The 22183-nt window shown below is 41.9% G+C and carries 16 protein-coding genes; 8 read left to right on the forward strand and 8 right to left on the reverse strand.

The window, feature by feature from the left end; genetic code table 11:
• Positions 1-10: 10 nt before the first annotated feature.
• From FO442_RS04405 to FO442_RS04425, 5 genes are all read right to left on the reverse strand, one after another.
• The gene (locus tag FO442_RS04405; protein WP_144331941.1) at positions 11-931 is read right to left on the reverse strand and encodes a succinate dehydrogenase cytochrome b subunit; all 921 of its coding nucleotides are present in this window, start codon (positions 929-931) and stop codon (positions 11-13) included.
• A gap of 174 nt (positions 932-1105) precedes the next feature.
• Complete coding sequence (locus tag FO442_RS04410) at positions 1106-2872, reverse strand: MFS transporter (RefSeq protein WP_144331942.1); 1767 nt, start codon at positions 2870-2872, stop codon at positions 1106-1108.
• A gap of 100 nt (positions 2873-2972) precedes the next feature.
• Positions 2973-3635 (reverse strand): SCO family protein, encoded by a 663-nt coding sequence (locus tag FO442_RS04415; RefSeq protein WP_144331943.1) that lies wholly within the window; start codon positions 3633-3635, stop codon positions 2973-2975.
• 44 nt (positions 3636-3679) lie between these two features.
• Entirely contained in the window at positions 3680-6091 is a 2412-nt protein-coding gene (locus tag FO442_RS04420; RefSeq protein WP_144331944.1) for a TonB-dependent receptor, read from the reverse strand.
• A 71-nt stretch (positions 6092-6162) separates the two neighbouring features.
• Positions 6163-8331: a T9SS type A sorting domain-containing protein gene (locus FO442_RS04425; RefSeq protein ID WP_144331945.1), complete on the reverse strand. Its 2169-nt coding sequence runs from the start codon at positions 8329-8331 to the stop codon at positions 6163-6165.
• A gap of 320 nt (positions 8332-8651) precedes the next feature.
• Here FO442_RS04425 and FO442_RS04430 point away from each other — a divergent pair, with 320 nt between their 5' ends.
• The 4 genes from FO442_RS04430 to rsmI all read left to right on the forward strand — a co-directional run bounded on the left by FO442_RS04430 (position 8652) and on the right by rsmI (position 12531).
• Positions 8652-9695, forward strand: a complete 1044-nt coding sequence (locus tag FO442_RS04430; protein WP_144331946.1) for a M42 family metallopeptidase — start codon at positions 8652-8654, stop codon at positions 9693-9695.
• Positions 9696-9708: 13 nt separating this feature from the next.
• Positions 9709-10743: an endonuclease/exonuclease/phosphatase family protein gene (locus tag FO442_RS04435; protein ID WP_144331947.1), complete on the forward strand. Its 1035-nt coding sequence runs from the start codon at positions 9709-9711 to the stop codon at positions 10741-10743.
• A 348-nt stretch (positions 10744-11091) separates the two neighbouring features.
• Entirely contained in the window at positions 11092-11844 is a 753-nt protein-coding gene (locus FO442_RS04440) for an RDD family protein (protein WP_144331948.1), read from the forward strand.
• 12 nt (positions 11845-11856) lie between these two features.
• Entirely contained in the window at positions 11857-12531 is a 675-nt protein-coding gene (gene rsmI, locus FO442_RS04445; RefSeq protein ID WP_144331949.1) for a 16S rRNA (cytidine(1402)-2'-O)-methyltransferase, read from the forward strand.
• Positions 12532-12597: 66 nt separating this feature from the next.
• Here the strand turns inward: rsmI and FO442_RS04450 are convergent, their stop codons facing one another.
• Positions 12598-13419 (reverse strand): universal stress protein, encoded by an 822-nt coding sequence (locus FO442_RS04450; protein ID WP_144331950.1) that lies wholly within the window; start codon positions 13417-13419, stop codon positions 12598-12600.
• A 95-nt stretch (positions 13420-13514) separates the two neighbouring features.
• Here FO442_RS04450 and FO442_RS04455 point away from each other — a divergent pair, with 95 nt between their 5' ends.
• Positions 13515-14558 (forward strand): quinone oxidoreductase family protein, encoded by a 1044-nt coding sequence (locus FO442_RS04455; protein WP_144331951.1) that lies wholly within the window; start codon positions 13515-13517, stop codon positions 14556-14558.
• Complete coding sequence (locus FO442_RS04460) at positions 14542-15036, forward strand: copper resistance protein NlpE N-terminal domain-containing protein (protein ID WP_144331952.1); 495 nt, start codon at positions 14542-14544, stop codon at positions 15034-15036. Before FO442_RS04455 ends, FO442_RS04460 begins: the two co-directional genes overlap by 17 nt.
• Before the next feature lie 124 nt (positions 15037-15160).
• On the opposite strand, the gene aspS is transcribed toward FO442_RS04460, so the two are convergent.
• Positions 15161-16906 carry an aspartate--tRNA ligase gene (gene aspS, locus FO442_RS04465; protein WP_144331953.1) on the reverse strand — a complete coding sequence of 582 codons (1746 nt, stop codon included), beginning with the start codon at positions 16904-16906 and terminating at the stop codon, positions 15161-15163.
• A 216-nt stretch (positions 16907-17122) separates the two neighbouring features.
• Between aspS and FO442_RS04470 the strand changes: the two genes are divergently transcribed.
• The gene (locus FO442_RS04470) at positions 17123-17911 is read left to right on the forward strand and encodes an outer membrane beta-barrel protein (RefSeq protein WP_144331954.1); all 789 of its coding nucleotides are present in this window, start codon (positions 17123-17125) and stop codon (positions 17909-17911) included.
• 114 nt (positions 17912-18025) lie between these two features.
• Positions 18026-19927 carry a tetratricopeptide repeat-containing sensor histidine kinase gene (locus FO442_RS04475; protein ID WP_186279894.1) on the forward strand — a complete coding sequence of 634 codons (1902 nt, stop codon included), beginning with the start codon at positions 18026-18028 and terminating at the stop codon, positions 19925-19927.
• Between the two features lie 49 nt (positions 19928-19976).
• Here FO442_RS04475 and ppk1 read toward each other — a convergent pair whose 3' ends face one another.
• On the reverse strand, positions 19977-22076 hold the full coding sequence (gene ppk1 / locus FO442_RS04480; RefSeq protein ID WP_144331956.1) for a polyphosphate kinase 1: 2100 nt from the start codon (positions 22074-22076) through the stop codon (positions 19977-19979).
• Positions 22077-22183 lie beyond the last annotated feature (107 nt).

Below are 22183 nucleotides of genomic sequence, written 5' to 3' on the forward strand. Positions count from 1 at the left end.
TTTTTGGATATTATCTTCTTAAATAAATAACAACTGGAATAATCGCAAATAAGAACGGAACTACGATTGCGAATGCCTGACCTACAAATCGGATAAGTCCGTTGTATTTTCGGTGGTTCAATCCCAAAGACTGGAACGCAGAACCGAAACCATGCCACAAGTGGAACATGAGAACAAACATGGAAATAACATATAAAATAACTGCGACAAGAGCTAAGTCGTTTGCTTTTCCACCTTGCTCGGTGTGACCGAAGAAATTCATCACCACTGTGTGCAGATCACGCACACCTTCCGCTTTGTGCAGGTTGGTATTCATATCGATCAATTCGGTATCTTGGGTTTTTACTAATTCTTGTGAATTACCGGATTCAACATCCTTTGCAGCTACTTCCAGGTAGTTACCGTTGGTAGTCAACGCTGATTTTATAGTGATTTTACGGGTTACCGGAGCACCTGTCATCGGATCCTGCCCGATCTGCATATCTGTAGTATTCTCTACGTAATGCAAAGGAACTGTTTCAGCGACCTTTTGTTTCCACCAGAAATTTGCCATGTGCGTAACAATGAACACCAAAATGATCGTACCCAAAATGGCCATGTAACGGGACGGGGTACTTGAATTGGTACCTGGTCTGTTGTAAGCATAGTTTTTCGGACGTGCTTTTTTGTTTTGTACAGCTAAGTACAAGCCAATGCATGCGTGAGCCAGAATGGAGAAGTACGTGACATACGCCAGGATCTTGATAAAGATGTTGTGGCCCATGAAGTAAGCATACTCGTTGAAAGCGCGCCTTCCTTCCTCTCCTGTTTTAGTGATTAGCTGCATGTTACCCAGCAAGTGTCCGACAAGAAAGGTAATTAGAAATAGCCCGGTAAGCGCCATCCAATACTTCTTTGCTAATGAGGACGTAAATATTCCAGATTTACTCATAGTATTTTTAAAAATTGTTTCAAACGTTACAAATTTAATAGCTAGAACAACCCGAATGAAGCTTTGCTCTTATTTAGAAACAATATAGATTAGTTTAGAAAAGTGAGAATGAATGGGGTCCGGAACCAAAAAAGCAGCAATCGGGCCGCTTTTTCAAAATTATAATTGGGGAATTTAATGGCTTCCCACGTCGCTGTCAAGGGAAATTCCCTGTTTTTTCAGCAATTTATTGACGAAGATTGCAAAGAAAGTAATATACGCGAAACAAATGGCCCCGACAATGAACGAAGGTTGGATCTCAATAATGTCTGATAATTTTCCCTGGATCGGTGGGATCAATGCTCCGCCCAAAATCATCATGACCAGGAACCCGGAACCTTGCGCCTGGTATTTTCCCAACCCGGCAAGAGAAAGTGAGAAGATACACGACCACATGGTGGAGCAGAAAAGTCCGGCGCTTAAGAATGCATAGATGGCAACCGTTCCTGAAGTTGTTAGCCCTGTAAGCACACAAATAAATCCGAGTGTTCCGAAAAGTGCAAGAGAGAAAGCAGGTTTATCGTTTGTAACATAGAAGGCTGCAATTTGGAATAGAACACACACAATATACCAGTAGAGCATATCGATGCGGTATCCGGAGAGTTTGAAAATTCCTAAAATGATGCAGAAAGCAACCAGTGGCACAATAAATCTCAGGATCATTTTTGCCTGTTTGGAAAGATTGAATGCATTGATTGAACCAGACCAGCGCCCGATCATCATACTTCCCCAATACATAGCAATGAATGGTGTTGTTTCGGAAGAAGAGAGTTCTCCAAAAGCAGGTTGTTTCAATAATTCGCTCAGGTTACTGCCTATTGCGACTTCCACACCGACATAAACAAAGATGGCGAGCATTCCCAAACTTAATTGCGGATATTTCATTGCTCCCCAGCCGCTTTCATTCTTTTTAGCCGAACGGTTTGCAACTAAAATTCCTCCCAGAACTACCAATATTCCTCCGGAAAGCCAAAGCATACGTTTTTGCTCAAGCGGAGTTTGAATAGTATGAATCTCTTTTTGGATCCGGACTTTTGTTTCTTCCTGCGCAGGTGTCAGGTTTTCAATGGGTTTGTTGTCTTCTCCCAGGATCAGTTGTTCCAGGTCGCCTTTTAGTTCTGTTAGTTGTTTGGCTTCATCGGAACGATAACTATTAAAAACAGGTGCAAAACACGCGATCAATAAACCGGTCACTACCAGCATCATGACCATCGTTTTCTTTGCTTTTTCACTTTCAGGTATTACTGAATCCATTTTGCCTGCCGGAACTTTCTTTGAAAAACCAAACAATGCAGCAACGCCAAGGAACAAGCATCCCACACAGGCATACAAAATGATTACCTTGCTCAGGCTCAATTCCGAGATCATTTCATCACTGACAGCTGCTGAACTTCCAAAAAGGGCCAATGAGACCACAACCGGTCCGATCGTTGTACCGAAACTGTTGATTCCGCCTCCCAAATTGATCCGGTTACTTCCGGTCTTTTCATCACCCAGTGAAATCATAAACGGATTGGCTGCGGTTTGTTGTAAAGAGAATCCTAATGCTACAATAAATAAACCGAATAACATAGCCGCAAAGACATTCAGGTAAACGGAGACAATCATCATTGCAGCTCCTAAAGCAGAGAAAAGTAATCCGTTGACAATACTTTTTTTGTATCCCCACGTTGAAACCAGGTCCTGACGTGTTATCGTGCTGAAGACAAATAATCCGAGCGCTCCCAGGTAATATGCCCCGTAAAAAGCAAAATCAATCAGCTGGCTCTGGAATTGGTCGAGGTCAAAATAGTGTTTACAAAAAGGGATGAAAATACTATTCCCTGCCGCAATGAATCCCCAGAAGAAGAACACAGTAGTTAATGTGGAAAGTGCTCCGTAGTTTGTTTTTGTAGTTTGCATGGATTGCTTTTTCGAGTTCTGTGGTCGAAAATAAGCAGAATTCCTAAATGATTCGTGAAATTTTCAAGTTCCGCTGCCGAAGAAGATAAAGGAAGGGTTTTTAGTTCTTCTCTTCCATCAATTGCTGAACATCCTGGATCAGTTTGTCCACTTCTTTTGGGTTGGTTCCATCGTAATATCCGCGAATTCGCTTTTGAGTATCCACCAACACGAAATAATTGGTATGAATGAAATCAGAACCAACATCGCCCTGGTTTTGCGCTTCGGCAGGTTTCAATACAAAGAAACTTCTGCGAGCCAGTTTGTACAGGTCTTTTTTCTCGCCGGTCAGGAAATGCCATTGCTTGGCGTCAGCACCGTGGCTATCTGCATAGATTTTCATTTGTGCCACGCTATCGGTTTCCGGGTCGACCGTAAAGCTCAGAATCTTGAAATCCTCGTTTCCTTTGAACGCAGCTTGTACCCGCTGCATTTCCGCGTTCATTACCGGACAGATGGTTCCGCACGTGGTAAAGAAATATTCGGCAACATAGATTTTACCTTTCAGGTCTTTGGATCCGTAAGGTTTACCTGTTTGATCGGTAAATGAGAATTCCTGGATGGTATGCCCGAAACCTTTCCTGCTGAGATCTTTATCCACCATTTCGGATTCCACATCAATGGGATTGTAGATTTTCAGCGGTTTATCATCACCTGGGTTCGTTAAAAAATAGGCAATAACTACACCTGCAATAAAGATCAGAGCAACTATCAGGACACGCATAGTGTTTTTTTACAAAAATACGGCGGAAAGTCATTCGTTAAACATTAATCCCCTCCTAATTTCAAGGTATATTGAAGCATCACAGTTCTTGGAGCTTCGATTTTCAACGGTCTTAAAGAATAGGTTCTGTTTAATATATTACTTCCAATAAGTGCAAAACGGTGTTTGTCTTTCAATAAGTAGGAAATACGTGCATCGAAAATCCAGTTGCCAAAACGGTGATCGTTGTAATAATCCATATAACGGATATTCGGAATAAGGTTGATATTATTCGTCGTTTCCTCAAAATCCTTTATAACGGCATCCATATTGATAATTTTTGAATAGTACTTGGCACTGAATCCAATGGAGATTTTTTTAAGCAAAGTGTATTCCATATCAATTTTCACATTGTGCAGAAAGCGATATTTCAAAATTCTGGAATTTGAATCCAATGAAGTGGTGTTGTAAGTGAATTTGCGGTTCAATGAGTCGGTAGCATAAAGATAATCCGGATTCAAGGTTTGTGGAACAATATAAGTGTATCCGCACAGGAATGTTAAATCACCCTTTTTGCCAACTGCAACTGTTCCGGCAAGAGAAGCATCTATTCCCCGGACTCTGGATTTCCCGGTATTCAAAAATTTAAATCCTGCCCCTTTTGACATTTCTTCCAAAGAGGAGAAAGTATGCCATATCCCGAACATGTATTCGATCGTGTTTTGGTATTCCTGCCAGAATCCGGCAACATCTATGAAGCTCATTACAGGACCGATCTTGAATCCTTGTTTGATTCCAAACTCCGCATTCCAGCTTGTTTCGGGCCTTAACTCAGAATTGGGAAAAACTCCAAAGCTCCCCACTCCTGTTTGAATAAAGCGTTCGGTAATAGTCGGGAAACGGTATCCTTGCCCATAAGAGGCTCTAAGAAAAGTTGCTTTGTGGATTTTAAAATTGGAACCTGCCCGAAAAATGGGTTTCAAAGCAGTAATTGAGTCGTTTAATTGAAAATACTCTAAGCGCCCTCCAACTGAAAGTGTCAGGCGTTTCCACAATTTTTTTTCAGCCTGAGCATAAGCAGAAAGATTAAGCATCTGATTCACAGGCGTACCGGAACCCCGATACATATTGGAATAAGAATGCGTATGTTGTGCTGTAATACCTCCAACAAAATCTACAGGAATGATTTGTTTGATAGATGTCTTGTATTGATAATCACCGTAAAGAACTGTGGATTGATTGTCCAGATTCGCAGTCATCTCATTCAATGTTCTTAACAGGCGTGTGCGTAAGGAGTGTTTACCACCGTTTTTGGTCGTAAAAAGAATATACGGATCGACATTAAAGATCATTTGTTTTTGAAGAAAAACAGCACCTGGATAAGCCCGATAAAGACCGGAAGTATCATCCAGCCATGCTAAAACCATATTGGTTTCGGCAAGCATAAAATTCCCGTTGATTCCATAAACCAACCCTTTAATATTTTTGGCTCTGCGGGATAAATTGAAATTAACGCGCGCTCTTTTACTAACCATTTGTTTGTTGTTGAAATTGGTTAGCGTATCTTTCCAGGCAAGTGTATCCTTGTATTCAGGAGGACCCATGTAACCGTGGTCGTAATTGAAGTTCCCGCCAAACACCAAATCCCATTGTTTGTATTTCCGGGAATGTAAAAATGTTGCTCCTGAAATTAGAGGAGTATCGTCATACCATTTTGTGCCTGACTGAGAAGGAGTACTGTATAAGCCTGAATATAAAATGACTTTAGTAAGTGGTTTTGAAGTAGGGTAGGCCGTACGGATATTGATAGATCCGGACAAAGCAGAGCTACCGGAAAGTACGGATGCAGCTCCCTTAATTACCTCAACCTGGCTGATGTTCTCAACCGGTATAAATCCCCACTCCGGCCTTCCTGCATCACCGGAAAGCATCGGCATGTCATCCACCATTACGGCAACTTTGGAACCAACACCAAAAGTAAATCCGCTTCCCCCGCGAATTTGAGGTTCTCCATCCAGGATATTTAAGCCGGGAGTCTGATCCAGGGCAGTCTCAATGCTTCTGGTATTTTTGCTTTCTATTAATCGTGGTTTTAATACTTCAATGGAAACTGTCTGATCTTCCAGGGGTTTATCAAATTTTCCAACTTTTACTTCTACTACATCCAATACGGTTGAAATCTCTTCCATCGGGATGTCCAATTCAATTACCCCGTTTTCAGTCACATTGATCTGAATGGTATCCGTGTTCATGCCTTCCATGCGGCAAATCAGATTGTAAACCCCCACAGGAAGTTCCAAAACGAATTGACCATTCTCATCCGAGTTTGCTCCGTAAAGTTGATTGGTCTTTACAAAAACAGTTGCACCTACAACCGCTTCTCCTTGCAAGTCACGAACTTTACCTGTAATCCGTCCTGTTTGGGCAAAAATGGAAGAAGATATTGAAAGTAGTAAGATGGAAAGCAAGTACTTCATAAATGTAGCTTTAAAAAGTGAACCACCATCCCGGCTAAGAATGGTGGTTACACGACAAAGGTATGTTTTTTTTATTTCTTAACGATGCGAACCGATTGAATACCTTGTTCCTGAGCTAATTGAAGAACGTAGATTCCATTTTCGAAAGAAGAAAGATCTATGGAATTAGCTGTAGCTGAAACAACACCGCTTAAAACAACTTGTCCTGAAACAGAAACGACTTTAAATGAAGTATTTCCTGTAATATTTGACAAGGTCAATTTACCATCCGTTGGATTCGGGTAAACGGAAACGGTAGTGATTTGATTATCCGTTAATCCTAAACATTCTTCTACGTTAATCGTATTTGTAGCTGTATTCGAACAGGTAGTTGTTCCGTCCGTGTAAGAATATGTGATCGTTTCAGTACCAACTCCAGCGGTTGCAGGATCAAAATTTCCTCCGCTCACACCTGTTCCGCTGTAGGTTCCTCCAGCCGGAGCACCACCTGCTAATGCAAATGCAGGATTGTAAACACATACATCTGTGAAATTCGCCAAAGTAACATTTGGAAGAGCGTTTACTGTAACACTAAATGTTTCATCAGCCATCGGGCAAGAACCGGATGCAGCAATCGTATTTGTTACTGTATAACTTCCCGCTGTACTTGCAGACAAATCGATTTCTCCGGTGTTGGAATTGATCGTCAAACCTGCAGTTGAAGTGAATACTCCTCCATTTGCGCCTGCACCAAATACCGGTGTCGGATCAGTTGCATCCGCACAATATGCTGTCTGGGCATAGGTAAACGAAGCATCCGGAGTAGTGGTAATGGTGATGCTTAGGCTTGAAGAAGATCCTGAAGTAGGACAAGCGGCAGAACCTGTCGCATTGTAAGTTACCGTATAAGTTCCAACGGTACTTGCTGCAACATTGATCTCACCTGTTGTGGTACTTGCAAATACCAAACCTGCAGGTGTAGCAGAGAATGTTCCCGGATCAGTTACTGTTGGTGTTTCATTCGCCCCACCTGCACAAATCGTGTTGGATGGATAAGCAAAAGTAGCATCTGCTGGAGGATTGATCGTAAGGCTAGTAGTTCCTGTGTTTGAACAAGTTCCATTATAAGTATTTGTTACTGTATAAGTTCCTGGGGTACTTGCAGAAAGGTCAACAGCACCTGTACTTGAATTGATTACCAGTCCGCTTGTAGAAGAAAATGTACCGGCGTTCGTTGCTGTTGGAACAGGGTCTGTGTCAGCAGGACAATAAGTAGCCTGAGCATAGCTCAATGAAGCATCAGGCAATGCATTAACAGTAATTGTTACAGGAGTGGTAGTTTTTGATCCCCATTGGTTAGTCGCTGTTAAAATAGCGGTATAAGTTCCTGGAGTGTTATAAGTAACTACAGGGTTCGTAGCAGTACTTGAAGCAGGGCTTCCTCCTGTAAATGCCCAACTGTAAGAGGTTGGGAAATTGGTAGAAGTATTTGTAAAGGAGATTGAGCCTCCACTACAAACTGCAGTTGCAGAAGTTGTAAAAGAAGGTCTTGGAACATATACTAATTCCATGTCATCTACTGCCAAAGTATCACCCCCGTTTCCTCCTCCCGGAGTTTGGTTTGTAGTGAACGTTGTAATGATGTAAGCAGCATTTGACGGCGTTCCTACATAAGTGAATGGAATGGACAGACGTTGCCAGTTTCCTCCATTGTAGGAAATACTTGAAATAGCAGTAGCAACTGTATTGGCACCTGCAACATCATTCGGATCTTTATACCCGTTTGTATTATTATGAATCACACAGCTAACTCTTCCCAGCTTTGATGTAGTAACCGGTTTGTGTCTTACCCAAACTACCAAAGAATCCGGAGAATCAGTCATCGGATCTGAAAAGTTTACATCAGTAGTTACTGATTTGTTATGATTGGCTAAGTTTGTAGGTGTAATGCTCCCCATATTTATTTGACCTGTAGTAACGTTTCCGTTTGCTGCAACCCCAAATATACTGTTACACCAAATTCGAACAGCGTATGTTCCGGTTGATCCCGGTCGCACGTAAGTAACCCGATCCATTTGTTGGTTTGCTGCGCCGGCTAATCCACCACTGGCTGTCATAAAACTATTCCAGTTAATTGGTTCTTTAATCTCTGGCGATGAAGGTCCTTCCCATTGTTCGAAATCGCTGTTTCCTACCTGGGTTTGAGCGGATACCTGTAGAGTAAGTGTGAATAAAGATAAACTGAGTACTATTTTTCTCATAGTCTGTTGATTTAAGATTCTGTGTTGAATCTGGTTTAATGTAAAACAAATTTAGTGATTTATTTAATCGAAGTTGCTTTTAGCTCAGATGATCGTAAACAAAAGATTGTTAGATAAATACGTTTCTGCTTGTTTGAAGAATTAAAGACATGTGCCTGGGTTAAACCTGAATTTTATAAACACCACCCGGATCGTTTGTCGGGTGAGTTTTGCTACTAAATCGGTTCATTTACTGCTTAACAGTTATTTGCTGATTCTTTAAACTTCGGAATGAACCAATCCACCCGGATTTCTATTATTTTTGAGGCAAACTCAAAGAAATGAATAAAAAACTCTTAGCCGAAATATGTAAAACTCCCGGTGCTCCCGGACACGAAGACCGCGTTAGAAAATTGGTGCTGCGCGAAATAGAATCCTTGTGTGACAAAGTGGAAGTGGACAATATGGGGAATGTGTATGGGATCCGGAAAGGTAAATCCGACCAATCTGTCATGGTGGGAGCACACATGGATGAAATCGGCTTCATGGTTACTTATATCGATGACAAAGGCTTCATCCGTTTTACCACTCTGGGAGGTTTCGACCCGAAAACACTCACGGCTCAGCGTGTCATTATTCATGGAAAAGAGGATGTGATTGGAGTAATGGCTTCCAAACCAATCCATGTGATGACCCAGGACGAACGGAACAAGGTGGCGAAACTGACAGATTATTTTGTAGATACAGGCTTACCGGCTGAAAAAGTGAAAGAATTGGTTTCTATCGGCGATGTGATTACACGCGAAAGAGAATTTATTGAAATGGGGGACTGTTTCAACAGCAAATCGTTGGATAACCGCCTGGCTGTTTTCATCGCGATCGAAGTACTTAAACTGTTGAAAGGAAAAGAACTTCCGAATGACGTGTACATGGTGTTTACTGTTCAGGAAGAGGTTGGCATCCGAGGAGCAAATGTGGCAAGTTTGAATATTAAACCGACATTCGGTTTTGGGCTGGATACAACAATTGCTTTTGACCTGCCGGGTGCAGCAGCACATGAACAAATTACAAAGCTGGGAGAAGGAACTGCGATTAAAATTATGGATGCATCCACGATTTGCGATTCGCGCATGGTCCGTTACATGAAAGAAGTGGCAGACAGGAATAAAATTAAATGGCAGCCTGAAATCCTGACCGCAGGCGGAACGGATACTGCAGGAATTCAACGGATGTCTCCGGGAGGTTCTATTGCAGGAGCTGTTTCCATTCCGACCAGGCATTTGCACCAGGTTATTGAAATGGCTCATAAGGACGACATCCAGTCGAGTATTGATTTACTGGCTTCATGTTTGTTAGAGTTGAACCGGTTTCGTTTAGAATATTAAATCAATACTCAGTATGAAAAAAATTATTTTGTTTTCGATCCTTGTATCTGTTTGCTCGGTCAACGGATTTTCACAAAAGGGATCAAAGAAGGAAGCACTTCAGCCGTTTCACGGCCGGGCGATTGTTTCCTATAACGTTGAAAATTTGTTTGATACTATTGACGAAAAAGGTGTCATTGATGAAGAGTTCCTGCCGGACGGAAAATTGAAATGGAATTCCGAAAGATACCGTGTTAAGTTGGACCACCTGGTGGAAGCAATTACCATGAACCTTCCGGAAAATCCGGTAGTAATCGGGTTGGTGGAAATTGAGAATAAAGGAGTTTTAATGGATTTGAAGCATACAGGCCGTTTGGCTAAAACCAACTATGAGATAGCCCACAAAGATTCACCGGATGCACGTGGAATAGATTGTGGCCTGCTTTACGATAAGAGCTGCTTTAAGTTGTTGAAGATGGAAAACCTGAAAGTTTCAATTGACTCCATTCCGGATTTTAAAACACGTGATATTTTATACGTAAAAGGACAATTGCAGGGAGGGAACATCATTCATCTGTTTGTGAATCATTGGCCGTCACGCCGAGGGGGAGAAAGTGAATCTGAGATCAGGAGAATCCAGGCTGCAAAAGTTGCACGCGCAAAAGTGGATGAGATCCTGAAAGCCGATCCAAAAGCGAATATCGTTCTGATGGGGGATTTTAATGACCATCCGGACAATGTTTCCGTTCGCGATGTCCTGAAAGCAAAAGCGGTTACCGATACCCAAGCGGATTTGGTAGATTTGTTCGAGGACGATCACAAAGCCGGTAAAGGAACCCATAATTTCAAAGGAGAATGGGGGGTTTTGGATCATTTTATTGTTTCAAAAGCACTTTTCGACGGAAGTAACGGAATCCAGCTTTCTCCCAATGATGGTAAGATCGTTTACGAGGAGAAATTGCTTTTCACCCAGAAAGACGGAAGCAAAAAACCTTCTGCAACGTATGGTGGTCCGAATTATTACGGAGGATATTCGGATCATTTACCGATCCAGCTGATTTTAAAATAAGAGAAAGCACTGCTTTCGATAAAAGACAAGCGTTAGCGCGGTCAAAAAAAGCACTGCTTTCGATAAAAGACAAGCGTTAGCGCGGTCAAAAAAAAGCACTGCTTTCGATAAAAGACAAGCGTTAGCGCGGTCAAAAAAAAGCACTGCTTTCGATAAAAGACAAGCGTTAGCGCGGTCAAAAAATCACTGCTTTCGATAAAAAGCCGGTTATAATTGGGAATCATTAGTAATGCAGTAAAAAGATTTCTGTGTGAAACTTTAAATCACATAAATTCAAGGGGAAGAAAGACCTAAAATGAAGCATATTTGTTCTTTAATTTGTATTTTCGGATTCACATCTGACAGGGCATGAAAACAATTTCTTTTACAACATCGCAATTTGTTACGATCGACTATGAGCTTGCGAGTCCGGTTTACCGGGCAGTTGCAGCCTTTCTGGATGTGGTCTTTTTGCTGATTTATTTGTTGATAGCCAGTTATTTCATTTCATCCAATTTGCTGGACCTGGATATGAATTCCTTTCAAAACAGGTGGTCACTTTTAAGTATTTTCTTATTGCGCCTGCCTTGGTTATTGTATTCTCCTGTGATTGAGTATTTGACCAATGGAAGGTCGTTGGGAAAGCTCATTATGGGAATCCGTGTGGTGAAAAGTAATGGAGAAACTGCCGGATTGAGAGAGTATTTTACACGATGGATCTTTCGAATCGTAGATATTTGGGTTGGTGGTTTCGGGTTCTTGGCGCTCCTGGTGGCCGGTACAACTGAAAAAAGACAGCGAATAGGAGATATAATGGCCGATACGGTGGTTATAAAAGTAAAGGATACACAGATTTATAGTTTAAGGGATGTGCTTTCCATTAAGAACTCGGATAACCACGTTCCAACTTACCCGAATGTCATTCGCTTTTCAGATGAAGACATGCTCCTGATTAAGAATACGATCCTGCGCGTACAGCGATACCCCAACCAGTCGAATAAGGATTTCGCAATTCAGCTGGCAGACGAAACCGCCCGCTTGATCGGGTTGGCAGAAACTCCGCCGAAACGCATGGAATTCCTTAAAATGGTATTACAGGATTACGTGGTATTAACACGCTAAAAACAAACTAAAATGGGTGTGTTATTTGTGGTTCCAACCCCTGTTGGAAATTTGGAGGACATTACATTAAGAGCAATTCGTTTACTCAAAGAGGCAGAGATTATTTATTCGGAAGATACGCGGGTAACCAAAAAACTGCTTTCTCATCTGGAAATAACAGGAAAACAGATCATTCCATTCCATGCACACAACGAGCACAAACAACTGGAGCGCTCTGTTCAGACAGTTCGTGAGAATCAATGTACGGTCCTGGTTTCGGATGCCGGAACACCGGCTATTTCCGATCCCGGATTCCTGTTGGTAAGAGCGTGTGTCGAAGCGGGTTTGGAAGTAACATGTTTGCCTGGTCCAACAGCATTCGTTCCGGCCTTGGTTGCAAGTGGTTTTCCATGTGATCGGTTCCTGTACGAAGGGTTTCTTCCGCACAAAAAAGGAAGACAGACCAAATGGCTTTCTTACAAAGAGGAGGAACGGACTATCGTTTTGTACGAGTCCCCGCACCGTATTGTCAAAGCATTGGAAGAGTGTGTCAACTTTCTGGGAGCAGACAGAGAAGTCTGTGTTGCACGTGAAATCAGTAAGCTGTTTGAGCAATTCGTAAGAGGAAAAGCAGAAGACGTGTTAAAACACTTCCAGAATACGCCACCAAAAGGGGAAATCGTATTGCTTATAAAAGGAAACGGATAAGCTTTTTCAAACCTATCCGTTGTTGGAACAAGACTCCAAATCCTGAAGTCTTAATATCTTAAAGTTTTACTGAGTAATAAATCCGAACTGTGATCCTGTAGAAGTGTCCTCTCCGTCAAAAGTCATTACCGGCAAAGCCAATTCATTTTCAGCCAGACTTTGAATCAGATTCGTTGAGAATAAAGAGAACATATCCTGGTAATGCGTTGCCGCCAACAGGTCTGCATTTACTTCACGACAGTATTCAATGAGGTTTTTCTCAAAGTTGGTAGAGTCCAGCAAATGAATTGTCGTGTCCAGACCATGATCCTTTAAGTATCCGTTTGCCACACGCAAGTTCACTTCAATTTTTTGCATCAGTCCTTCGTCGGCATAGCGTTGACCAACCAGAAATATTTTGGAATTGAACACTTGTGCTACTCTGGAAGCGTACCGTACCACCTGAACGCTTTCTCTTGCCAGGTCAACTGTCATGACAATGGATTTGATCTTGTGGAAGGAAGTATCTTCTTGTGTCAGTACAATCGGAACATTGCTGTTCGATACAACCGATAAAGCGGGGCTTCCGAAGATCTTTTGCCAGATTGATGTGCTGTGTGTTCCCATGATCACAAGTTGCACACCGATTGAATCCGCAATAATTCCAATATCCCTTAAGACTTTTCCGATAACCACACGGGTTGAGATCTTTACGTCCGGATTTTGGTATTTGACCGCCAGGTCATGCAGCTGCTTTTCTGCTGCGATGCGTTCTTTCGAATGCGAAATAATATGAAGTAACACAATATCGCCTTTATTGTATTTGGCTGCATCCAATGCAAAAACCAAAGCGTTTTCAGTTACCGGAGTAAAATCAATCGGAACCAGGTAGTGGAATGTAGTCGCCATTGTATCAAATTTAAGTTTTGATTAAAAATAGCATTTTTTCGGCAGACAGATTTTTTTTGAAGAAAGCGCGCGAACTTTTTAGGTTAAATTTGCATATGAGACAGACGGAAGCATTTCATTTGGTAAAGAAAGGGTCGGCTGAAACTGCCTTTGAATTAAGAATCCTTAGTTTACCTGCATTAAAAGGCAATCAGGTCCTCATTGATGTAGAAGCATTCGGTTTGAATTATGCCGATGTAATGGCGCGTTTGGGCCTCTACCGTGAAGCACCACCCATGCCCTGTGTAATTGGTTATGAGGTAGTCGGAAAAATTTCCGAGGTTGGCGGAAACGGAAACAAAGAACTGATCGGAAAAAGGGTCGTTGGATTTTGCAGATTCGGTGGGTATTCGAAACAGGTTATTACGGAGAATTATGCAGTTTCTGTTATTGATGAAATGGATGCGGGAATTGCCTTATCATTGGCAACCCAATTTGTAACCGCTTATTACATGGTGAACCGTTCGGCAAATGTTCAGTCCGGGGAGCGGGTTTTAATTCATGCAGCAGCCGGTGGTGTCGGAACAGCCCTGATCCAATTGTGTAAGTTAAAAGGAGCACATGTTATTGCCAAAGTAAGTTCCAAAGAGAAAGAAAAACTGGTAAAGGATTTAGGTGCCGATGAGGTCATTAACTACAAAGAATCAGCTTACGAAAAACAAGTTCTAAACTGTTTAGGACCAGATAGATTGGATGTCAGTTTCAATCCGGTTGCCGGTGCAACATTCAAAAAGGACCAGGCACTTTTGGGAACAGGTGGAAGGATGGTGTTATTTGGTGGTTCTGAATTATCAAATGGTAAGTGGGGACTCCTTTCAACGCTTAATTTTGTTAGAAAGATGGGTTTTGTTGTACCAATCGGATTAATGATGCGTTCTAAATCCATTATTGGAATAAACATGCTCAAAGTGGCTGACTTCAAACCACATGTACTTGCTCAGTGTCTCAACGAGGTGGTGCAAATGGTAAAACAAGGGCAGATTCATCCGGTTGTAGGTGGTGTCTACAGGCAAGAAGAATTAAAAACAGCCCATCGTTTGCTGGAAGAAGGCAAAACTGTTGGAAAATTAATAATTGAGTGGGATGATAAACCGAATTAATTGTTTGTTTGTTATTGTGGGTTCATGGTTAACCTTCACTGCCTGTATCGAACACCGGGAAGAAAAAAAGACACCTGTTAAGCGATCTACTGCTAATAAAGAAGAAGAAAAGTATATCACCGACAAAGATTACAAAGTATTCCGTATTTATGAGGGAGAAATTCCCTGTGAAGATTGTGACGGGATTCAACAACGATTAGTTGTTAAAGGAGATACTGTTGGAATTTTTCGCTTGACCGAAACATATAAAAATGCTACCGAAGATGGCGACGCCACCCTGGTTTGCAGCGGTCAATGGAAAAAGATCAAAGCCGCAGAAAGAGAAACCCTTATTCTTTCCCAAGGAGGGATCAATGATTCTGTCCGCAGAATGGAATACGAGTTTCGACCGAAGGAAATCATCCAGTTGTCTTTAGATGAAAAGCGCTTTAAAAATACAGCGGCTTACCGTTTGAAATTGGTCCGAAAATCAAACTAAGATTGAGAATGTACAAGTGAGTTCCGACAGCTATCGGAATGAAAGAAGAGAAAAATGCTGTTTTCGAACGGCTCTCCTACTGCAGATTAATCTAAATCCATCCGTTTCAATTTTACATTCTCAATTAGTTGGTTTTAATTCCCAATTCTTTCAATTGCACTTCGTCGATCTGTGAAGGTGCATCAATCATCACATCTCTTCCGCTATTGTTTTTAGGGAATGCAATGTAATCGCGGATGGAATCGGAACCACCCATTGTTGCTACCAAACGATCCAAACCGAATGCCAGTCCGCCATGCGGAGGTGCTCCGTATTCAAAAGCATTCAACAAGAAACCGAATTGTTCCTGTGCCTGTTCCGGAGTAAATCCTAACAATTCAAACATGCGGGATTGAAGTGCTCTGTCGTGGATGCGGATCGAGCCACCACCCAATTCAACGCCGTTCATAGCCAAATCATAGGCATTCGCACGCACCTTTCCGGGTTCGGAATCGATCAACCCGAAATCTTCCGGTTTCGGAGAAGTAAATGGATGGTGCATCGCATGGTAGCGTCCGTGTTCTTCGTCCCATTCCAAAAGCGGGAAATCCAATACCCACAAAGGCTTGAATTCATCCGGTTTGCGCAAACCAAGTTCCGTTCCCATGCGTAAACGCAGTTCGTTCATTTGTTTGCGTGTTTTATCCAGGTCACCGCTTAAAACAAAGATCAAATCTCCTGCTTTTGCACCAGAAGCTTCCGCCCAGGATTTCAACGCAGCCTCATCGTAAAATTTATCTACCGAACTTTTAAAGGTTCCGTCCAAGTTACATTTCACATAAACCAAACCAAGTGCACCGATTTGAGGGCGTTTTATCCAATCCGTGATTTCATCCAATTGCTTGCGTGTGTATTCGCTTGCTCCCGGAACCGCAATTCCGATTACTGCCTCTGCGTTATCAAATACCTGGAAATTCTTTCCGGAGGAAAGTGCTTTCAGGTCCGTGAATTTCATATCGAAACGGATGTCCGGTTTGTCCGAACCATAAATTGCCATTGCTTCTGCATAAGTCATTCGCGGGAAATTGCCTTCAAAAGTGATTCCGCGAACGGTTTGGAACAAGTGCTTGATCAATCCTTCAAACATGTTCAGGATATCTTCCTGTTCCACAAATGCCATTTCACAGTCGATCTGGGTAAACTCGGGTTGACGGTCAGCACGCAGGTCTTCATCGCGGAAACATTTTACGATCTGGTAATAGCGGTCAAAACCGGAAACCATTAACAACTGCTTGAATGTTTGCGGAGATTGAGGCAAGGCATAAAACTCCCCGGGATTCATTCTGCTTGGAACTACGAAATCGCGGGCTCCTTCCGGTGTAGATTTAATCAAATAAGGGGTTTCTACATCCAAAAACCCGTTTGAATCCAAATATTTCCGTGTTTCCAATGCTACTTGGTTACGCAAACGCAATTTTTGCTGTACCGGGTTTCTTCTCAAATCCAGGTAGCGGTATTGCGCACGCAATTCTTCCCCGCCATCCGTATCGTCTTCAATGGTGAAAGGAGGTGTTTTCGCTGCATTCAGTAAGTTGAGTTCTGAAACCTTGATTTCGATTTCTCCGGTGGGCAGATTTGCGTTTTTGCTGCTGCGCTCAATAACCAACCCTTTTACCTGGATGACAAATTCCCGGCCCAATTTTCGGGCCTGTAAACACAAATCACTATTTTCTTCCAGGTTGAAAGCCAATTGTGTAATCCCATAACGGTCACGTAAATCAACGAACGTCATTCCTCCAAGATCCCTGGATTTTTGAACCCAACCCGCTAATGTTACCTCCTGTCCGATATGTGCGGCGCGCAATTCGCCATTTGTGTGTGATCTGTACATGTAATTGAAAATTGAATTGCAAAATTAACGAATGTATGAGAGCTTTAGGCCTCCCGACGATTATTTTTTTCAAAACGTAATCAATTAATAATCAATAGTTTAAAAAACAATTCAATTTTTTTTTGGATCTGCTGTAACAAAATAAGAGGTGAGATGGTCATATGTTCGAAAAGCCCGAAGTACTTAACTGGTTAGAAAGCAATAAAATTTAGAGATATGAGAACAGGTTTATTTATTACGTTTATATTCTTCCTATTCGGATATGCAAAAGGTCAGGAAGATCCGGATACAACACGTATCAAATTGAAAGAAAAACTGATCCTGATTATTAAAAACAATGACAGTGATACCATTGATGCTGCTCCCGATCATAAAACATTGAAGCATTTTGAGGCACATTGGGCCGGGGTTGAGTTTGGACCTACCATCTTGTTGAACAGTGCCATGAAAAGCAGTTTCCCCAATGACAAACAATGGGAAAATGATCCGGGTAAATCGTTCAGCTGGAATTTTAATTTCGCAGAATACAAGTTCAAAATTTATAAAAATTACATCGGGTTGACGACCGGTTTAGGAATCAACTGGACACAAATCGGGTTGAAGAACAACTTGCTGTTTGCGAATTCAGATTCCTTGTGGGTATTGAAGGATACAGTGAATGATTACAAAAAGAACAAATTGCGTGCAGTTTATTTAACCGCTCCGCTGATGCTTGAATTCTGTTCAAGTGCTGATTCCGACAAAGGGTTTTACCTGGCTGCCGGAGTAATTGGAGGAGTAAGAATCGGTTCCAGCACCAAACAAGTGATTGAAGAAGACAAAACAAAATACCGCACGAAGACAAAAGGAGTTTACGGGTTAAACGCATTCCGCCTGGATGCTGCTGTAAAATTGGGATATAAAAACATCGGAGTGTTTGCAAATTACAACCTGCTGCCTCTTTTCGATACCGACAAAACGGTCGGAGTTTACCCACTAACATTTGGTTTAACAGTCAATTTTTAGTGATTTTACATCATAAGTAACAAAAAGCAGAAAAGGAGGTGAATATTCGCCTCCTTTTCTTTTTCGCGTAAAATGAGTTTAAGGTGTTTTTTGCTAACTTTGAACAAGAACTTTATGAAACGGTTAATAATCTGTCTGGTCTTTATTGGTTTTGCTGAACTTGTTCAGGCACAATCGAATTGTGCTTGTGAGTCCATGCAGGATTTTATCGCTCAGCGCGACTTTGACAGCACAGCTAAGCATAAATCGTTCAACCTTTGGAAGTTTGCCAAGACCCTTGAGAAAGATAAAAGCCCGAGGTGTGTCGCGTTTTCTTATCAATTGAAAGCCCAGGTGCAAATTAAGAACGGTCAGTTTGAAGATGCTAAAAGGAGTTTGGACCGGGAAAAGTTCATTCTGGACAGTGTCCGGTGTAAATCCGCTGCTTACGTTGAAAATAATCTGACTCTCGGTGAGTTATTGATGCTTCAGGGAGATTACCCCGGATCCATAGATGCCTATTCAAAAACGGTGAGAATCCTGCAACGGTCCGGAAACAATGCGATGCTTTCCCGGGCGTATCTCGGATTATCAGGAAGCTATGGAAGGTCCAAGGACAAAGAGAAAGCAAAGTACTACGCAAACCTGGCTTACCCGATTGTTCGGGTTTTATCGGATAACGAGACGAAAATCGATTTGCTGGCGCAATTGTCTTCCCGGTATTACAAACTATATCAACTTGAAAAGGATAAGGCTTTTTTGGACTCTGCATTAAATACGGTTTCCTTTTCGTATGTCCTGGCAAAGAAAATGGAGTATTCCGAAAGCTATCTTCAGATCTATAATTTATTTGAGGATCATGCTTATTACAACCGGAATTACCGCTTGGCATTGAAATATCTGGACAGTGCCCTGATGCAGACCAACCCGGATTATCACTGGAAGGAGCGCGGGGCAATTTATGGAGACATTTCCGATATTTACCTGGAGTTGAAACGGTATGACAAAGCCTATCAATTTGCAGATTCCAATTTGGTATATGCTCAGAAGATAGGAGATCCTTACGATGTTACCAATGCCTTGGAATTGCTTTACAACTGTGCCAAACTGAGCGGAGAATATGAGCGTGCTTTAGTGGTGTATGAAGATTTGTCAAAAATGAAAGACAGTGTCTTAAAAATCCAAAATGACCGGGCTTTCAGTCAACTCTCCGAAAAATACCACCGGGTTAGGAAAGAAAAGTCCGATGCGGAATACGAACAAGACAGGCGTTTATTGCAACAACAACAGCAAATCGGGCATCTCAAATGGAGGCTTATTTTTGTCGGGAGTATCATCTTCGCATTGCTTGGAGCCTACGTTTTGATGGTTTTCAGGCAAAAATCCATTAAACAAAAACAAAAGAGGCTGGAAATTCAGCAGCGTTTAAACAAGGCACGAATCAACCCGGATTTTATTTTCAATGCTTTGAGCCAATTGCAGAATGCAGAACCAGGTCAGAATGGGGATTACAAGAAAAAAATCCAGTCTTTCTCCAAATTGCTGAAGCAGGTATTGGACAGTACGCATGATGATTTCATGACACTGGACCGTGAAATCGAATTCCTGACATTTTACCTGACCCTGCAAAGGGATCGTTCGAAGCATGCGTTTAATTTCTCTTTCGAAGTAGATGAACAATTGGATCCTTCCAACGTGTGTTTACCGACAATGATCCTGCAGCCTTTTGTTGAAAGTACTGTTCTGGATGGATTTTCCAATTTGAATAAGGTCGGAGAGCTGACCATCCGGTTCAAATTGAGAGGGCTGAATGAACTGGCGATCATCATCGAAGATAATGGAAAAGGGCTTAAAGCGATCGATTCTTCCAGGGCTTCTGAAATTATTAACGACCGGTTGTACTTATTGAATAAGCTCAATAAAACAAGTTCCTCTTACCTCATTCGTGAAAAAACGGGTGGAGGAGTATCCGTGGAAATATTTATTCCCTTAATCACCAAAGCATACGCTGAGGAATTGAAAAAAGAAGGGTTTTAATAGAAATGTAGGGGTGGAAAATTTTCCTCACCTACATTTTTATTTTCTGCTAACATTCCAAGTTCTCAATCAATTGCCGGTAATAGTTTTGAAGTTCTACCTGTGAACGAATAACTGCTTCGGTTCCGGTTGCTTCTTTGTAGGAGTTTTTCTGATACTTATCGATAATCCGTGCTTTTTCGCGATCGCCCCATTGCATAGAAAACACCAGGTTGATCTGGTTTTTCAGACCTTCATCGTAAATTGGAGTGCCCACTTCTATCCGTTTGTCTAGGTTACGCTCCATCCAATCGGCTGAAGTAATGAAATACAGGGGTTTGTCATTGTTCCCGAAGATCAGGAAGCGGGTATGTTCTAAAAACCGGTCAACAACACTCAAAATCTCGATATTCTGGCTCAATCCTTTAATTCCGGGAACCAAACAACAAATGCCACGGACCATCAATTTTATGTTGACACCGTTTTGCGAAGCTTCATACAATTTATCAATCATTTGCTGGTCGACCAGGTTATTGATTTTCATATGAATGAACGCTGGTAATCCTTTCTTGGCGTTTTTGGTTTCGTTCACGATCAGGCTGATGTATTTTTTCCGTGCATTGACAGGAGATACAATCAGCGTTTTAAAATGATGGTGGTGCAGGGTGTGCTCCATCATGTGAAAAACTTCATGGACTTCTTCCGCTATTTTTTTGTTGACCGTAAGCAATCCCATATCTGTATAAACCTGGGCAGTCTGTTCGTTGAAGTTCCCGGTACCTACATAGGTGATTAATTGTTCTTTTTTATCGGAAATGCGCTTGATTTGGATCAGTTTGGAATGAATTTTCAGATCCTCGGGTCCGTAGAGGACTTTGGCGCCTTCTTCCCGCATTCGTTCAGACCAGAATAAGTTGTTTTCTTCATCAAACCGGGCCTGCAATTCCAAAACAACCGTTACATCCTTTCCGTTTCTCACCGCATTGACCAACGCATTCATAACCTGTGAATTCTTTGCAACCCGGTAAATATTGATTTTTATGGAAACCACTTTGGGATCAATGGCTGCTTCGCGCAACAGATCGACGATGTGGTCAAAACGATGGTATGGGTAATGTAGCAATACATCTCTTTCAAGAATGATTTTGATCAGGCTGTGTTGCTTGTGAAAACTTGGATGATCTACCGCTTTGTAGGGAGGATAAACAAATTCATTGTTCCCGAAATCGGGAAATTTCATAAAATCCTTGAAATTATGGTATTTTCCCCCTGCAATGGTGTTTATTCCCAAGGTTAAATTCAGGCTCCGGATGAGCATTTCCAACAGGTCCTGGGGCATCCGGTGGTCGTAAACCATCCGTACCGGTTCACCTTTTTTTCGCTGCTTAATGCTCTTCTCCATTTTTTCAATGAAGGACATGGATACGTCGTCATCCAGGTTTAATTCTGCATCACGTGTGAATTTGAACGTAAATGCCTCAATGGTATCAAATGAAAAGATCGGGAAGATGTCTGCCAGATGAAGCCGGATAATATCATCGATGAGAATGACTCCTTTTTCTTTTCCGGACTCCAGGATGTAGAACCTGGAAACCAGGTTGGGGACTTCGATCAAAGCAAAACGTGCTTTTCGCTTATAGTCCCATTCCATTCGGACAGCGAGGTAAATGGCTTTATCCCGCAGTCTTGGGAAAGGCATTTTTTTATCGATCAGTACAGGAACAATGTCGTGAATAAGGGAAGAGAAGAAGTAGTTCTTCAATTCTTCTTTTTGTTTGTCGTTTACCGTCAGTTCATCGTAATGCTTGATACCTTTTAGTTTCAGTTTATGGAGAATGGAGGCGTAAGCATGTTCAAATTTGCGTTGTTGTTTGATTACTACGTTCCGGATTTCTTCATAGAGTTCCTCCGCCGTTCCTTTGTAACCCTCCACTTTCTGATCATCCAATTGGATCATGCGCTTAATGTTTGCCACGCGAACGCGGTAAAACTCATCCAGATTGTTCGAATAAATTCCCAAAAAGCGCAAACGTTCTACTAATGGAACTTCATCGTCCAGTGCTTCCTGTAAAACGCGGTCATTAAAGGCCAGCCAGCTTAATTCGCGGTTGAAGTATTTTGCGGCGTGCGGCTTGCTTCTAGAAGAACTTGTTTCCTGACTTTTTACCATGGATTATTTAATAAGCGACAAACTTAATGGGTAGGTTTCGATTCTAAGTTAAGAAATTTTTGAAATTATGTTAAGTCAATAAAAAAAGGCAATCCGCCTTGGACTGC

Origin of the sequence: Fluviicola chungangensis (genome assembly GCF_007558725.1) — a bacterium.
Lineage (GTDB): Bacteria > Bacteroidota > Bacteroidia > Flavobacteriales_D > Crocinitomicaceae > Fluviicola > Fluviicola chungangensis.

Excerpts from the sequence above, each read along its gene's own strand:
- FO442_RS04405 (WP_144331941.1), bottom strand. The coding sequence starts at position 931 with ATGAGTAAATCTGGAATATTTACGTCCTCATTAGCAAAGAAGTATTGG.
- FO442_RS04410 (WP_144331942.1), bottom strand. The coding sequence starts at position 2,872 with ATGCAAACTACAAAAACAAACTACGGAGCACTTTCCACATTAACTACT.
- FO442_RS04415 (WP_144331943.1), bottom strand. The coding sequence starts at position 3,635 with ATGCGTGTCCTGATAGTTGCTCTGATCTTTATTGCAGGTGTAGTTATT.
- FO442_RS04420 (WP_144331944.1), bottom strand. The coding sequence starts at position 6,091 with ATGAAGTACTTGCTTTCCATCTTACTACTTTCAATATCTTCTTCCATT.
- FO442_RS04425 (WP_144331945.1), bottom strand. The coding sequence starts at position 8,331 with ATGAGAAAAATAGTACTCAGTTTATCTTTATTCACACTTACTCTACAG.
- FO442_RS04430 (WP_144331946.1), top strand. The coding sequence starts at position 8,652 with ATGAATAAAAAACTCTTAGCCGAAATATGTAAAACTCCCGGTGCTCCC.
- FO442_RS04435 (WP_144331947.1), top strand. The coding sequence starts at position 9,709 with ATGAAAAAAATTATTTTGTTTTCGATCCTTGTATCTGTTTGCTCGGTC.
- FO442_RS04440 (WP_144331948.1), top strand. The coding sequence starts at position 11,092 with ATGAAAACAATTTCTTTTACAACATCGCAATTTGTTACGATCGACTAT.
- rsmI (WP_144331949.1), top strand. The coding sequence starts at position 11,857 with ATGGGTGTGTTATTTGTGGTTCCAACCCCTGTTGGAAATTTGGAGGAC.
- FO442_RS04450 (WP_144331950.1), bottom strand. The coding sequence starts at position 13,419 with ATGGCGACTACATTCCACTACCTGGTTCCGATTGATTTTACTCCGGTA.
- FO442_RS04455 (WP_144331951.1), top strand. The coding sequence starts at position 13,515 with ATGAGACAGACGGAAGCATTTCATTTGGTAAAGAAAGGGTCGGCTGAA.
- FO442_RS04460 (WP_144331952.1), top strand. The coding sequence starts at position 14,542 with ATGATAAACCGAATTAATTGTTTGTTTGTTATTGTGGGTTCATGGTTA.
- aspS (WP_144331953.1), bottom strand. The coding sequence starts at position 16,906 with ATGTACAGATCACACACAAATGGCGAATTGCGCGCCGCACATATCGGA.
- FO442_RS04470 (WP_144331954.1), top strand. The coding sequence starts at position 17,123 with ATGAGAACAGGTTTATTTATTACGTTTATATTCTTCCTATTCGGATAT.
- FO442_RS04475 (WP_186279894.1), top strand. The coding sequence starts at position 18,026 with ATGAAACGGTTAATAATCTGTCTGGTCTTTATTGGTTTTGCTGAACTT.
- ppk1 (WP_144331956.1), bottom strand. The coding sequence starts at position 22,076 with ATGGTAAAAAGTCAGGAAACAAGTTCTTCTAGAAGCAAGCCGCACGCC.